Annotated in this window: 14 protein-coding genes; 5 read left to right on the top strand and 9 right to left on the bottom strand. The window is 66.2% G+C overall.

The window, feature by feature from the left end; genetic code table 11:
* Positions 1–27: 27 nt before the first annotated feature.
* From WAB17_RS09600 to WAB17_RS09580, 5 genes are all read right to left on the bottom strand, one after another.
* Complete coding sequence (locus WAB17_RS09600) at positions 28–702, bottom strand: nitroreductase (protein ID WP_435417137.1); 675 nt, start codon at positions 700–702, stop codon at positions 28–30.
* Positions 699–1,205, bottom strand: coding sequence for a DUF7684 family protein (locus WAB17_RS09595; protein WP_435417136.1), 507 nt, complete (start codon positions 1,203–1,205; stop codon positions 699–701). Before WAB17_RS09595 ends, WAB17_RS09600 begins: the two co-directional genes overlap by 4 nt.
* Positions 1,205–3,022 carry a cobaltochelatase subunit CobT gene (gene cobT / locus WAB17_RS09590; RefSeq protein ID WP_435417135.1) on the bottom strand — a complete coding sequence of 606 codons (1,818 nt, stop codon included), beginning with the start codon at positions 3,020–3,022 and terminating at the stop codon, positions 1,205–1,207. The genes WAB17_RS09595 and cobT overlap by 1 nt, the downstream gene beginning before the upstream one ends.
* A 12-nt stretch (positions 3,023–3,034) precedes the next feature.
* A complete protein-coding gene (fsa, locus tag WAB17_RS09585; protein WP_435417134.1) occupies positions 3,035–3,688 on the bottom strand; it encodes a fructose-6-phosphate aldolase in 654 nt (217 codons plus the stop codon).
* Between the two features lie 88 nt (positions 3,689–3,776).
* On the bottom strand, positions 3,777–4,460 hold the full coding sequence (locus WAB17_RS09580) for a DUF4197 domain-containing protein (protein WP_435417133.1): 684 nt from the start codon (positions 4,458–4,460) through the stop codon (positions 3,777–3,779).
* Positions 4,461–4,515: 55 nt separating this feature from the next.
* On the opposite strand from WAB17_RS09580, the gene WAB17_RS09575 reads away from it, so the two are divergent.
* From WAB17_RS09575 to WAB17_RS09565, 3 genes are all read left to right on the top strand, one after another.
* Positions 4,516–6,681 (top strand): primosomal protein N', encoded by a 2,166-nt coding sequence (locus WAB17_RS09575; RefSeq protein WP_435417132.1) that lies wholly within the window; start codon positions 4,516–4,518, stop codon positions 6,679–6,681.
* A gap of 14 nt (positions 6,682–6,695) precedes the next feature.
* Complete coding sequence (locus WAB17_RS09570; RefSeq protein WP_435417131.1) at positions 6,696–7,331, top strand: glutathione S-transferase family protein; 636 nt, start codon at positions 6,696–6,698, stop codon at positions 7,329–7,331.
* 69 nt (positions 7,332–7,400) lie between these two features.
* Positions 7,401–8,960: a cryptochrome/photolyase family protein gene (locus tag WAB17_RS09565; protein WP_435417130.1), complete on the top strand. Its 1,560-nt coding sequence runs from the start codon at positions 7,401–7,403 to the stop codon at positions 8,958–8,960.
* 1 nt (position 8,961) lies between these two features.
* Here WAB17_RS09565 and WAB17_RS09560 read toward each other — a convergent pair whose 3' ends face one another.
* Together WAB17_RS09560 and WAB17_RS09555 are read right to left on the bottom strand one after the other, a co-directional pair.
* Positions 8,962–9,852 (bottom strand): lysostaphin resistance A-like protein, encoded by an 891-nt coding sequence (locus WAB17_RS09560; protein WP_435417129.1) that lies wholly within the window; start codon positions 9,850–9,852, stop codon positions 8,962–8,964.
* A 112-nt stretch (positions 9,853–9,964) separates the two neighbouring features.
* The gene (locus tag WAB17_RS09555; RefSeq protein ID WP_435417128.1) at positions 9,965–10,888 is read right to left on the bottom strand and encodes a LysR substrate-binding domain-containing protein; all 924 of its coding nucleotides are present in this window, start codon (positions 10,886–10,888) and stop codon (positions 9,965–9,967) included.
* 147 nt (positions 10,889–11,035) lie between these two features.
* Between WAB17_RS09555 and WAB17_RS09550 the strand changes: the two genes are divergently transcribed.
* Together WAB17_RS09550 and WAB17_RS09545 are read left to right on the top strand one after the other, a co-directional pair.
* The gene (locus WAB17_RS09550; protein ID WP_435417127.1) at positions 11,036–11,998 is read left to right on the top strand and encodes a sodium-dependent bicarbonate transport family permease; all 963 of its coding nucleotides are present in this window, start codon (positions 11,036–11,038) and stop codon (positions 11,996–11,998) included.
* On the top strand, positions 11,998–12,306 hold the full coding sequence (locus tag WAB17_RS09545) for a P-II family nitrogen regulator (RefSeq protein ID WP_435419366.1): 309 nt from the start codon (positions 11,998–12,000) through the stop codon (positions 12,304–12,306). Before WAB17_RS09550 ends, WAB17_RS09545 begins: the two co-directional genes overlap by 1 nt.
* Here the strand turns inward: WAB17_RS09545 and WAB17_RS09540 are convergent.
* Together WAB17_RS09540 and ada are read right to left on the bottom strand one after the other, a co-directional pair.
* Positions 12,303–13,076 carry an isocitrate lyase/PEP mutase family protein gene (locus WAB17_RS09540; RefSeq protein ID WP_435417126.1) on the bottom strand — a complete coding sequence of 258 codons (774 nt, stop codon included), beginning with the start codon at positions 13,074–13,076 and terminating at the stop codon, positions 12,303–12,305. The genes WAB17_RS09545 and WAB17_RS09540 overlap by 4 nt on opposite strands.
* Positions 13,073–14,107 carry a bifunctional DNA-binding transcriptional regulator/O6-methylguanine-DNA methyltransferase Ada gene (gene ada, locus WAB17_RS09535; protein ID WP_435417125.1) on the bottom strand — a complete coding sequence of 345 codons (1,035 nt, stop codon included), beginning with the start codon at positions 14,105–14,107 and terminating at the stop codon, positions 13,073–13,075. The genes WAB17_RS09540 and ada overlap by 4 nt, the downstream gene beginning before the upstream one ends.
* Positions 14,108–14,159 lie beyond the last annotated feature (52 nt).

Below are 14,159 nucleotides of genomic sequence, written 5' to 3'. Positions count from 1 at the left end.
GCGCTTTGCTAGGCACCGCCCGCAAGGTCAATCCCAACCTTCCCAGCGCACGCTCTCGTCAATCGGCGCACGGGCGACGGGGAAGTTGTTCACCGGCGCATCGGGGTCGCGATAGCCGATTGCGACGCCGCAGAAGAAGATGTGGTCATCGGGGATATCTACCATCTCGCGGATCTGCGGGGTGTAGACCGCCCACGCCTCCTGGAAACAGGTGTCGAGGCCCTCTTCGCGGCACAGCAGGCCGATGGTCTGGAGCCACATGCCGATATCGCTCCACTGCGGCGGGCCCATGTAGCGGGGGGTGTGGACCAGCATTAGTACCGGTGCCCCGAAAGCGCGGAAGTTGTTGGCGAACCACATCAGCCGCTGCCCCTTGTCCTCCTTGGCGATTGCGAGCGCGCCATACATGTCCTCGCCCACCCCGCGGCGGCGCAGCTCATACGCGCCGTCGAGCTCGGGCGGATAGACGTGGTATTCAGGCGCGAAGGCCTCGCGCCCCTTGGGCAGGTCCTGCGCGATGCGCGCGAACAGCGTCTGCATCGGCGCGCCGGTGAGGATGATGCCATGCCACGGCTGGGTGTTGCCCCCGGAAGGGCTGCGCTGCGCCGTTTCGAGGATGCGGGTGAGCGTGGCCTGCTCGACAGGTTTGTCGAGGAAAGCGCGCACGGAGCGGCGGGTCTGGACGGCTTCGGTGACGTTCATCTGGTCCTCATCAGAATCTTCAGCCGGTCAACCAGCGATCGGTTGCGTGGGTTCTCGAACGCATCCTCGAGCAGGCCAGCGCTTTCCGCTTCATGCAAAGCCAGAACCGCCGCTTTTCTCGCCTCTGCACGGATATCGACAATCGTCAGAGTGGGAAGGGCAATTTCGGGATGAAAAGCACACATGCGAGCGAAGAAGAACACCTCATGCAGGGGCTCACCGTCGTGCCAGGTTGTCATCACGAAATTGTCGTCTGAAACGTCAGCGTATCCAGCCTTCCTGTGCATCGCGTGATCGACGCTATCATCCCACGACGTACAGTCGCGACCCCAGGCCATCATGTAGAGACAGCCTGATTCGACAATCCAGTCGCTAACTCTCTCCTGCCAATCGGCTTCGCAATCCTGCCCGACAAGGACCATCATGCGGCGAGGTTGACGAGTGATGTGGGGCAGGTCGCTCCCTGCGGGCAGATGGACGTACTCGACCACCTCTTCGCCCATCACTCCACCTCGAACAAATCGGCCAGCTGCTCGATGATCGTCCCGCCGAGTTGCTCCACATCCATGATCGTCACCGCGCGCTTGTAGTATCGGGTCACGTCGTGCCCGATGCCGATGGCGACGAGCTGCACGGGGCTCTGCTTCTCGATCCAGTCGATCACCTTGCGCAAATGGCTTTCGAGGTAGCCCGCGCTGTTGACGCTGAGTGTGCTGTCGTCGACCGGGGCGCCGTCGCTGATGACCATCAGGATGCGGCGATCCTCGGGTCGGGCGATCAGGCGGTTGTGCGCCCATAGCAGCGCCTCGCCGTCGATGTTTTCCTTCAGCAGCCCCTCGCGCATCATCAGGCCGAGGTTGCGGCGGGCGCGGCGCCAGGGTTCGTCGGCCTTCTTGTAGAGGATGTGGCGCAGATCGTTGAGGCGGCCGGGCTGCGCCGGCTTGCCGTCGGCGAGCCATTTCTCTCTGGACTGCCCGCCCTTCCAAGCGCGGGTGGTGAAGCCGAGGATCTCGGTCTTGACCCCGCAGCGTTCGAGAGTGCGGGCTAGGATATCGGCGCTGATCGCGGCGATGCTAATCGGGCGTCCGCGCATGCTGCCGGAATTGTCGATCAGCAGGGTGACGATGGTGTCCTTGAATTCGGTGTCGCGCTCGATCTTGTAGCTGAGCGAATGGCCCGGGCTGATGACCACGCGGGCGAGCCTTGCGGCATCGAGCAGCCCTTCCTCCTGGTCGAAATCCCAGCTGCGGTTCTGCTGCGCCATCAGGCGGCGCTGGAGCCGGTTGGCGAGCCTTGTGACTACGCCCTGCAGGCCGGTCAGCTGGCTGTCGAGATAGGCGCGCAGCCGGTCGAGTTCCTCGGCATCGCACAGCTCGGGAGCCTCGACGACTTCGTCGAAAGCCTCAGTAAAGGGCTTGTAGTCGAAGCTTTCGGGAATGTCGGTCCACGGACGGTTGGGGCGGACCGGCATCATGCCTTCCTCGCCCTCGTCGCCGGCCTCGCCATCGGCCATTTCGTCGGAGGCTTCGACCTCGCTTTCGCCGTCGGCCTCGCCTTCCTGCTGCTCGCCGGCCATTTCGGCGGGCTGCGGCTGCTGGTCGCCGGCGGCTTCGTCCTCGTCGCCCTCGTCCTGTTCTTCCTCGCCCTGCTGGTCGTCCTCGCCGTTCTCGCCCGCATCGTCAGGCGCGTCGGTCGGCTGGGTCAGCTCGAGATGCTGAAGCATGTCGAGCGCGAGCGACTGGAACGCCTTCTGGTCACCAAGCGAACCGGCCAGCGCTTCGAAGTCGTCGCCGGTGCGGGCCTCGATGAATTCGCGGACCATCTCGACGCCCGCCTTGGCGCGGGGCGGGATCGGCTTGCCGGTCAGCGCCTCGCGCAGCATCAGGCCGAGCGCGGTCTGGAGCGGGACCTCGCTCTCGTTCTGGGCGCGGGCGATGGGATCGGTGGCGGTGCGCAGTTCCACCGCCGCATCAAGATTGCCCGAGATACCGGAATAGTTGTTCGAACCAATCGCCTCGTAGCGGACCTGTTCGACCATGTCGTAACAGGCGCGGGCAATCGGTTCGGACGGCGCCCCCCGATCGTGCAGCGCCTGGTTGTGATGGCGCAGCTTGAGCGCGAAACTGTCGGCAAAGCCGCGCGCTTCGGCGGCCTGTTCGCGCGGGACATTGCGGCCGGGCAAGGGAACGCGGAAGTTCTTGCCCTGCGCACTGGGGCTGTCGGCGCTCCAAGCCACTTCGACCTCGGGCTCATGCGCGAGCGCGCGCGCCGTGCCGGTCAGGGCGCGCTTGAACTGGTCGAGGGGGCTTTCGTCGCTCAACGCCGCCTGCCTTTAGAGGATACTCTGCCCGGTCGAGGCCCAGTCCTTGAGGAAGCCTTCGATACCCTTGTCGGTCAGCACATGCCTGGCGAGGTCCATGATCACCTTGGGCGGTGCGGTCATGACGTCCGCACCGATGCGGGCGCTTTCGAGCACATGAGTGGTGTGGCGTACGCTGGCGACGAGGATCTCGGTGCCGAAATCGTAATTGTCGTAGATCAGCCGGATATCGCGGATGAGGTCCATCCCGTCCATGCCGTTGTCGTCATGTCGCCCGACGAAAGGCGAAACGAAGGTCGCCCCCGCCTTGGCCGCGAGCAGCGCCTGGTTGCCGCTGAAGCACAGGGTCACATTGACCATGGTGCCATCGCCCGTCAGCGCCTTGCAGGTCTTGAGCCCGTCGATGGTCAGCGGCACCTTGATGCAGACATTGTCGGCGATCTTGCGAAGTACCTCGGCCTCTTTCATCATCGTCGCGTGATCGAGCGCGACCACTTCGGCGCTGACCGGGCCATCGGTGATGCCGCAGATTTCCCTCGTCACTTCCATGAAATCCCGCCCCGACTTGGCGATCAGGCTGGGGTTGGTGGTGACGCCGTCGAGCAGGCCGGTGGCGGCCAGTTCCCGGATTGCGTCGATTTCGGCGGTGTCGGCGAAGAATTTCATGGGTCGGCGCGCTCCGGCAAGGGTGATTCCCGGTCTCCCTACCGAAGCGCGCGCATGGGGGCTAGCCCCGCCAATGGTCGCGTTTGAGCTAGAACCGCGAGGCCGCGCCGAACACGCCGATCAGCAACGGATCGCGGGTGCTGCGCGGATCGGCGCGGATCGCGGCCTCCTCGCGGCCGAGCTCGTTCCAGATCGTATCGTTGACCCGGTTGCCCAGCCGGCTCGCAACCCCGCGCACGTCCACGCCGGTCAGTGCGTTGATTGCCTGCCCGACCAGCGGATCGTCGGCCAGCCGGATGGCATCGGTCAGGCCGGGGACCATGGCGTCGAGCAGCGCGAGGCCGATGTCCTGCCGCAGATAATCGGTCGCAGCGCTCGGCCCGCCACGGACAAGGTCGACGGCATTCTGCAACCCGATGACCCGCACCGCGTCGGTCACGATGGGGGCCGCCCGGTAGCTCGCGTCGATGGCGAAATCGGCGAACACTCCTTCCAGCCGGTCCTTGAACAGCGCAGAAGTGAGGATGTTGGACAGCACATCCCCGCGCGCGCCCAGCAACTGGCCCAGCCCGATCCGGGCCACCTGTTCGTCCCAGAAGCCGCCGTCCGCGGCAAGCCGTGCAAATGCCCGCTCGCTCGACAGCAGCAGCAGGCGCCGGACGGCTTCGGTCAGGCTGAAGCCGCCGCCCATGGTGGTGCAGGCCGGCAGCGCCAGCAGCGCGGTCGCGGCAGTCCCGGCCAGCATCGAACGGCGGGTGATAATCTCAGTCATTTCTTCGCCTCCTTGGCTTGTCGCGCTCACCTGCCAGTCTCCATATGATGGCAAGATGAACCGCGCGCGCCTCCTCACACTCAACGCCGCCCTGCCGGTGCTCGACTACCGGGTGCCGGAAGGGATGACGGTTGTGCCCGGCAGCGTTGTGATCGCCCCCCTCGGCCCGCGCGAAATCCTCGGCGTGGTGTGGGAGGAGGAACGCCTTCCGGGCCAATCGGTGCCCGAGGAAAAACTGCGTCCCTTGCGCGACATCGTCCCGATTCGGCCGTTGCGGGCCGAACTCCGGCGACTGATCGAATGGACGGCGGATTATTATTGCGCGCCGATGGGCGCGGTGGCGCGCATGGTGCTGGCGAGCGGCGGTGCGATGCGCGGCCCCTCGACCGTGACCGAATACCGGCTCACTGGAGGGATGCCCGAACGCATGACACCGCAGCGCGAGAAGGCGATGGAGCGGCTGGAGGGCGAACAGGCGACGATCCGCGAGTTGGCGGACCTCGCCGATGTGTCCGAAGGCGTGCTGCGCGGCCTTGTCGGCCAAGGAGTGCTGGAGCCGGTCGTTGTCGATATCGACCGGCCCTACCCCCGTGCCCTGCCCGATTTCGCGACCCCGGAACTTTCGCCCGACCAGCACACGGTGGCCGGCGAATTGGTGGCAGCGGTGGAGGCGCGCAAATTCTCACCCATCCTGCTCGACGGGGTCACCGGATCAGGCAAGACCGAAGTCTATTGCGAGGCCATTGCCGCAGCCCTGAGCATGAACCGTCAGGTGCTGGTCCTGCTGCCGGAAATCGCGCTGACCGAGGCTTTCCTGCGCCGGTTCGCAGACCGTTTCGGCGCGGCGCCCGTCGTCTGGCATTCGAGCCAGAAATCGACCGAGCGGCGGCGGGCATGGCGGGCCATCTCGACCGGCGAGGCGCAAGTGGTGGTGGGCGCGCGTTCGGCGCTTTTCCTGCCCTACGCGAACCTCGGGCTGATCGTGGTCGACGAGGCGCACGAAGTCAGCTTCAAGCAGGATGACGGCGTGCGCTACAACGCCCGCGACGTAGCGGTGATGCGCGGCCATTTCGAAGCGCTGCCGGTGGTGCTGGCCAGCGCCACCCCAGCGCTCGAAAGCCTGCAAATGGCCGAGAGCGGAGTCTATCGCAAACTCGACCTGCCGAGCCGCTTCGGCGCAGCGCAACTGCCCGCCATTTCACTGATCGACCTGACCGAGGAAAAGCCCGAGCGCGGTCGCTGGCTGGCCCCGCGCCTCGCCCGCGAACTCTTTGCCCGGATGGAGCGCGGCGAGCAGTCGCTGCTGTTCCTCAACCGGCGGGGCTACGCCCCGCTGACGCTGTGCCGCAATTGCGGCCACCGTTTCCAGTGCGCCAATTGCAGCGCCTGGCTGGTCGAACATCGCTTCAGCCGCAAGCTCGCCTGCCACCACTGCGGGCACGAGGAACCCCAGCCGCCGCGCTGCCCGGAATGCGGCGAACCCGATTGTCTCGTTGCCTGCGGCCCGGGAGTCGAACGGATCGCCGACGAGGTGGCCGAGATCATTCCGGAAGCACGCGTGGCGGTGGCGACGTCCGACACGCTCGGCACGCCGGACAAGGCCGCCGAGTTCGTCGCCATGGCCGAGACGGGAGCAATCGACGTGATTGTCGGCACGCAGCTGGTGACCAAGGGATTCCATTTCCCCGAATTGACGCTGGTCGGTGTGGTCGATGCCGACCTAGGCCTCGAAGGCGGGGATTTGCGTGCGGCAGAACGTACCTACCAGCAGGTGGCGCAGGTCGCCGGACGTGCCGGTCGCGGATCGAAACCGGGCGAGGTGCTGATCCAGACGCGTCATCCCGACGCACCGGTGATCGCGGCCCTCGCCAGCGGCGACCGCGACGCCTTCTATGCTACCGAAACCGAGGCCCGCCGCCATGCCGGCGCCCCGCCCTTCGGCCGCTGGGCCGCGATCATCGTGTCGAGCGAGGACGAGGCCGAAGCGCGCGATGCTGCCCGCCGGATCGGCGATACACGCCCAAGGATCGAGGACATCGCCATCCTCGGCCCCGCCCCGGCCCCGATGGCGTTGCTGCGCGGCCGCTATCGCTACCGCCTGCTGATCAACGCCCGCCGCTCGGCCCGCGTGCAGGACGCGATCCGCGACTGGCTCGCGCCGCTGGACTTGCCGCGCGGAGTGCGCGTATCGGTCGATATCGATCCCTATAGCTTCGTCTGAGAGGAACCTGCCCGATGCTCACCGTCCACCACCTGCGCCTGTCGCAATCCGAACGCATCGTGTGGCTGTGCGAGGAGCTGGGGATCGATTACGAGGTCAGGCTCTACACCCGGCGGACCGACAACAACCTCGCGCCCGACGAATACAAGGCGCTGCATCCGATGGGCATCGCGCCGGTCATCACCGACGGCGACTTCGTGCTGGGCGAAAGCGGCGCGATCATGGACTGGATCATCGCGCAATACGGGGACCGCGGGCTCGTGCCGACGAAGGACCACCCCGATTTCGCCGACCACCTGTTCTATTATCACTGGGCCAATGCGACCTTCATGACCAACGGCATGATGGCGCTGGTCGCCGGCCGCATGGTGGAAGGCGGGCAGATCCCGCCCTTCGTCGCCGACCGCAACGCCAAGGGCTGGGCCATTGTCGAAAAGCGGCTGGGCGAGGCCGACTATTTCGGCGGCTCGCAACTGACAACGGCAGACATCATGATGGGCTTCCAGCTCACCACCAGCCGCGCGATGAGCGGCATGGGGATTGACGGCATGCCCAACCTGCAGGCCTATCTCAAGCGCATCGGAGAGCGTCCAGCCTACCAGGCGGCGATGGCCAAGGCCGAGCCGGGGATGCCGCCCAAGCTCGACTAGGGGTTCTAGCGCGCCCTGCCCCAAGGGGCAGCTTGGCAACGCTTTGCAGGCTCGCGCATTGGGCTTGGTATGCCTACCGACAGTCCGATCCTCGTTCCCATCCTCGGCGACCAGCTTACCCGCACGCTCGCCTCGCTGCGGGGGCGGGCAAAGGACGATACCGTCATCCTCATGATGGAGGTGTGGGACGAGGCGACCTACGTCAAACACCACCAGCAGAAGATCGCCCTGATCTTCTCCGCCATGCGGCATTTCGCGGCCGAACTCGAAGATGCCGGCTGGACTGTCGACTACGTCAGGCTGACCGACGAGGACAACGCGGGCAGCTTCACAGGCGAAGTCGCCCGCGCCATCGAACGCCATGGCCCGCGCGAGGTGCGCGTCGTCGAGGCGGGCGAATGGCGGGTGCAGCAGGCGATGGATGAATGGGCCGACAAGTTCCCCTGCCCCGTCACGATCCTGCCGGACGACCGCTTCCTGTGCTCCAAGGCCGGATTCGCCGACTGGGCCGAGGGGCGCAAGACATTGCGGATGGAATTCTTCTACCGCGAAATGCGCCGCAAGACCGGCCTGCTGATGGACGGGGGCGAGCCGGAAGGCGGCCAGTGGAACTACGACAGCGAGAACCGCAAGCCGCCCAGGGAGGGCCTCTCCGCCCCGCAGCGCCCGCTGTTCGAGCCGGACGCGATCACCCGCGAAGTGCTCGAGCTGGTGGCGGATCGGTTCGGCGAGCACTTCGGCGATCTCGAGCCCTTCCGGTGGCCCGTCACCCGCAATGAGGCTGAGCAAGCTGCCGATGCCTTCCTTGCCGAACGGCTGGCGAAGTTCGGCGACTACCAGGACGCCATGGTGCATGGCGAGAACGACCTGTTCCATTCCATGCTCTCGACCAGCATCAACCTCGGGCTGCTCGATCCGGTCGAACTATGCCGCCGGGCGGAAGAGGAGTACCGCGAGGGGCGCGCGCCGCTCAATGCGGTCGAGGGATTCATCCGCCAGATCATCGGCTGGCGCGAATATGTCCGCGGCTTCTACTGGTACAGGATGCCGGGCCTCGCCGAAGCGAACGAACTCGAGGCAACGCGGCCGCTGCCCGAATTCTACTGGACCGGCGAGACCGATATGCGCTGCCTCGCCGACTGCGTCCGCTCGACCCGCTCCAACGCCCATGCCCATCACATCCAGCGGTTGATGGTGCTGGGCAACTTCGCCTTGATCGCCGGGATCGAGCCGAAGGCGGTGCAGGACTGGTACCTGGCCGTCTATGCCGACGCCTACGAATGGGTCGAGCTGCCCAATGTCAGCGCCATGGTGCTCTATGCCGACGGCGGCGTGCTGGCCTCGAAGCCCTATGCCGCCTCGGGCAATTACATCAACAAGATGAGCAATTATTGCTCAGGCTGTTCCTACTCGCCAGCCAAGAAGACCGGCGAAGGCGCCTGCCCCTTCAACCCGCTCTACTGGCACTTCATGGCCCGCCACCGCGACCGGCTGGAGCAGAACCCGCGCATCGCGCGCATCTACGCCACATGGGACCGGATGGGCGAGGCGAAACAGCGAGAGTACCTGGACAGCGCCGATGTCTTCCTCGCCTCGCTCGAGCCCGCCCGCGAAGGCTGGGCGCGCTAGCTCAATCCTCCCGCGACCACCACGGGCGCATGATCTGGCCCCGGTCCATCGCCAGCTTGACCAGCCAGAGTCCGAAAGTGGTCGCCACGATAAGCGCGATGAGCGAGGCTTCCAGCCCGAAGGGCGCGCCCGACAGTATCGGGTTGCCGCCCAGCTGCGCGGTGACCATACCGTCCACATCGTAGCCCGAAACCGGCACGTCCCAGACCAGCCCCTGCGTCACGTTCCAGCCGAAGTGAAGCCCGATGGGTGCCCACAGAGAACGGGTCAGCATATAGGCCCCGCCCAGCAGGATCCCCGCTTCCATCGCAATGGCGAAGCTGCTGAACCAGGTGGCATTGGCGTTCCACAGGTGCAGCAGGCCGAACAGCGCGGAACTGACCAGCAGCGCGGCCCAGCTCCCGGCGAACTCTTCCGTCCAGCGGAACAATACGCCGCGGAACAGCAGTTCCTCGAAAAAAGCCGCGTTGATCCCGGCAATGAACAGCAGCCAGACCCAGCTCTGCATCCCGCCCCGGCCTACGATCCAGTACACCCCGAGGATCGCAGCGAGTCCCACGATCAGCGTCATGATCCCGAAGGCACCCGCAGTGCCAAGACCGAGGTCGCGGAACGCGTGCTCGATGGCAAGATCGTCATGCTTGCGCGCACCGAGGTTGCGGATGACGATCTTGTAGAGGCCGAACAAAACCAGCGTGTGCAGCACCACCCCGATGATGACGCCTGCGGTACTTTCGCCCATGGCAAACTTGTCGAGCAGGCGCGCGACCACGAAGCCGAGTGCGGCGCTGGTCCCCAGGATCAGGGCACCGGCAATCGCCATCGTGACGAGCGGGAAATCGACGACCCGGCGCCAAAGCGGTTGCGGAGTCGATTGGGTCAGCGTGGTCATGCGACGTTCTCTTTCGCCTGTTGCAAGCGTTTGCCGACGGGGACGACATTGTGCCTGCCGTGTCAATGGCGCGGACCGGCGGATGCCGGGCCTGTCCCGTTTCGCGGCTCCCTTAGGGGCCAGAAGTTAACGAGAGCCCGAGACGGAGCCGGGCCTGCTGGCCGATGGTTTCGGCGACTTCCGCATAGAGATGGGCGAAGGCCGCCGATGCGCGCCAGGCCGCACCTACGCTGCGATACTCGTCCCACCCCTCCGGCTCTGTCAGGACGACACCATCGAGCCCGCTGGCATCCGAGGCAATGTAGAGCTCGGGCAGGAGCGCAAGTCCCACGCCCGATGCCGCCATCTGCCGCAGGGCCTCGAGACTGGTCCCCCTATAGTCGGCCAGGATGCTGGCACCGAGCCTGGCGCAGACGGCTTCGATCTGGCGGTGGTAATGATGCCGATGGTCGAGCGTCAGGAAGGTGCGCCCGGCGAACGCGCCTGCCGGCAGCCGTCCCGCCGAGGCCAGCGCATCGTCCGGCGGAGCGACGATGCGCAGCCGTTCGCGGAACAGGGGTTCGACCTGTAGGCCGCGCGGTGCGATGGGCAATGGCGACAGGACCATGTCGAGTTCGCCTGCCGCCAGCTCGGCTTGCTGCTCCGCCGGGATGCCTTCGCGGATGTAGAGCCTGAGGTCTGGATACCTGCGATGGAGTTCGCGGATCACCTGCGGCATCAGATAGGGCCCGATGGTCGGAGTGACACCGAAGCGGATCGTTGCCGCCGGCCGGGCCGCCAGCCGGTCGGCAGCTTCCCCGAAGTCGCGCACCGCGCCGAGGATTTGGCGCGCGGGTTGCAGCAGTTGGCGGCCTGACGGAGTGAGCTGGAGCCCCCTCGGCACCCGTTCGAACAGACGCATCCCCAGGCGGTCCTCCAGTAAGCGCAACTGCTGGCTCAGCGCCGGCTGCGTCAGCCCCAGCTGCGTCGCCGCATCGCTCATGTTCCCCGTCTCCGCGATCCGGGCAAAGATTTCGAACTGACGCAGCGTGACCATCGTGTCATTAGACTTGCTTATATATTTTTCGCAATCCATGTTATTTGATTATCAGGATGCGCGTCGGCATTGGCCCGCGACCAATGAAGGGCTGCGTCGACGCGCGTTGAAGGAACGCGGGGCGGGCCTGCGGCAGGGGATCTTATCTTGGATCAGCTTTCTGCAACACTGCTATCGGCACCGGTGCTCTTCTTCGTGCTCGGCGCTCTCGCAGCTGCTGCCAGATCGGACTTGGCGGTACCGGAAACCATCGCCAAGGGCATGTCGCTCTACCTCATGGCCGCCATCGGCCTCAAAGGCGGCGTCGAGGTCGCCACGGCGGGCATCGGATCCGACCTGCTCAAGGCGATGGGCGTCGGCGTGCTGCTGAGCGCCCTCATCCCCTTCGTCGTCGCGCCGGTGCTCACCGGCTTCGGCAAGCTCGACCGTACCAATGCGGGGGCCGTCGCGGCGCATTATGGCTCCGTCAGCGTCGTGACCTTCGTCACCGCCAGCCAGGTCTACGGCAACGACGGTTTCGCCATTGCCGGCTTCATGGTGGCCGTGCTGGCGATGATGGAGACGCCGGCGATCCTCTCCGGCCTGTTCATCGCCCGGCGGCAGGGCGGTATGGAGTTTTCGCCGGGCCTGCTGCGCGAGGTGTTCTTCAACGGCTCGGTCGTCCTGCTGATCGGCAGTTTCATCATCGGCATCCTGATCGGAAAGGACGGCTACGAACCCATTTCCCCGCTCTTCAAGGCCGGTTTCACCGGGGTGCTGTGCCTTTTCCTGCTGGATATGGGGCTGATCGCGATGCGGCGTATCCTGCAGACCCGGGCGCTGACCCTGCGGCTGGCCGCGCTGGCGATCGCCTTCCCGATCGTCAACGGGACGGTGGGTGTCATGCTGGGCACCGCGATCGGTCTCGACATGGCGTCTGCCGCTGCGCTCGGCGTCCTTGCCGCCAGCGCGTCCTACATCGCGGTTCCTGCCGCCATGCGCCTGTCCTTGCCGCAGGCCGATGCCGGGCTCTATCTGGCCATGTCGCTTGGCGTGACCTTCCCGTTCAATATCGTGCTGGGCATCCCGCTGTTCCGGTGGATGGCCGAGACTTTCGGAGCTTTGTCGTGATGCATACTACCCCGCGCGATCGTATCGAGGTTCTCGTCGACGCCCCGTTGACCCCGCGCCTTGCGCGCCTGGCAGCCGATGCCGGCATATCCGGGCACACGCTGATCCGCACCGAAAGCGGGCGCGGGGCCCATGGCGCCTGGTCGGAAGATCTGATCAGCGGCGCCACGGCGAAGTATATCTTCCTCGCCGTGGCGAACCGGGAGAAGGCCGACCGGTTCCTCGAGATGCTGGAGCCCTTGCTGGAAAGCCACGGGCTGGTCGTGCTGCGTTCCTCGGCCGAGGTGCTGCGACCCGACAAGTTCTAGGCCGGCCGGTCCCTGCCATAGGGCGCGATATCGCCTGCAAAGACCGCCTTCGCCTGTTCGGACAGCCATGCCATGGCGGCAGCCCACGGTCCGTGGCCGTAACTGATCCGGGCCACGCCGAGCGCTGCGAGTTCGGCCCTGGTCCCGCGTCCCGGTGCCCACAGGACGTTGACCGGCAGGGGCGAGCGTTCGCAGATGGCGGCGATGGTCGGATGGTCGCCGAGGAAGGGGACGAACAGGCTGTTCGCGCCCGCTTCTGCAAAGGCCTCGGCGCGGGCGATGACGTCGTCCACCAGCGCGGGGGTGTAGTCTTCCAGCTTTTTGCCGAGATAGACGTCGGTGCGGGCGTTGACCCACAGGCCGGCACTGGCGACGGCGGCGACCCGCGCGGCGGCTTCGGCGATCGGCAGCAGCACGGTCTGACCCGGGGCGCGGTCTTCGAGGTTAACGCCGACCGCCCCCGCCTCGGCCACGGCAGCGGCCGAGCGGGCGACTTCTTCGGGCGTGTCGCCATAGCCTGCCTCCATGTCCACGCTCACCGGCAGCTCGGTCACGCCCACGACCTGGCGGCAATTGGCCAGTGCTAGATCGAAGGGAAAGGTCTCGCCGTCCTTGTAGCCATGCGCCTCGGCCACGCCGTAGCTGCCGGTGGCGATCGCCTTCGCGCCCGCGGCCGCTACAGTATTGGCACTGCCTGCATCCCAGATATTGAAGATGATCAGCGGGTCGCCCGGCACGTGCAGCGCGGCAAAGGTATCGTACTTGCTCACTTCGCTTCTCTCTTCAGAAGTTCGGATTTGATTTCGAGGCCGTAGGCGTATCCGCCCAGCGTGCCGTCGGCCGCGATGACGCGGTGGCACGGGATCAGCACCGCGACATGGTTCGCGCCATTGGCGCTGCCGACCGCGCGGCTGGCCTTGGGATTGCCGATCGCGGCGGCCTGTTCGCCATAGCTGCGGGTTTCGCCCGGCGGAATTTCGCGCAAAGCCTGCCAGCAGCGTTGCTGGAAGGCGGTTCCCTTGACGTCGAGCGGGATGTCGGCGCCCGTCCCGGGTTGCTCGACCGCTGCGACGACGCGCTCGAACAGTTCGCTGAACGCCGCGCCGCCCTGGACCAGCTTGGCCTTGGGGAAACGGGCGCGCAGGTCCTCCTCGCCCCCCCTTCCCTTGGCGTTGAAGCTGAGGCAACACACGCCCTTTTCGGTCGCGGCGACCAGCATCGGGGCGATGGTGGTCTCGACGATCGCGTAGTGGATGGTGCGGCCCGCGCCGCCGTTCTTCCAGTCGCTGGCGCTCATGCCCAGTTTCCCCTGCATCGCATCGTAGAAGCGGCTCGGCGCCTCGTATCCGGCATCGTAGATCGCATCGGTGACCTTGTCCGCACCGACCAGCGCCTCCCTCGCCCGTTCCTCGCGCAAGGCGCGGGCATAGGCGGCGGGCGAAAGGCCGGTGGCGCGGGTGAAGACGCGCTGGAAGTGAGTGGGCGAATAGCCGGTCAGCTGGGCCAGTTCGTCGAGCGTCGGCGCGCCGCCGCTGGACTTGATCTCGTCGATCGCCGCCAGCACCGCCGCCTCGTCGCGCCCTACCTCGTCGGGCAGGCAGCGCTTGCAGGCGCGCAGGCCCGCCGCGCGCGCCTCGGCACCGTTCGTGAAAAATCTGACATTGTCCCTGTGCGGATGGCGCGCGGCGCAGCTAGGGCGGCAATAGATGCCGGTCGTCAGCACGCCGGTGACAAAGCGCCCGTCGAACCTTCGGTCGCGGCGCATCACGGCATCCCAGCAGGCTGTATCGTCCATGGTCATCGGTTCCTTCCTAGTCGGTGAGCGCGCGATATGCACGGGGGGACAGCCCGAT

Source organism: Parerythrobacter aurantius (assembly GCF_045291475.1).
Classification (GTDB): domain Bacteria; phylum Pseudomonadota; class Alphaproteobacteria; order Sphingomonadales; family Sphingomonadaceae; genus Parerythrobacter; species Parerythrobacter aurantius.
This window is presented reverse-complemented; position numbering and strand designations above follow the sequence as displayed.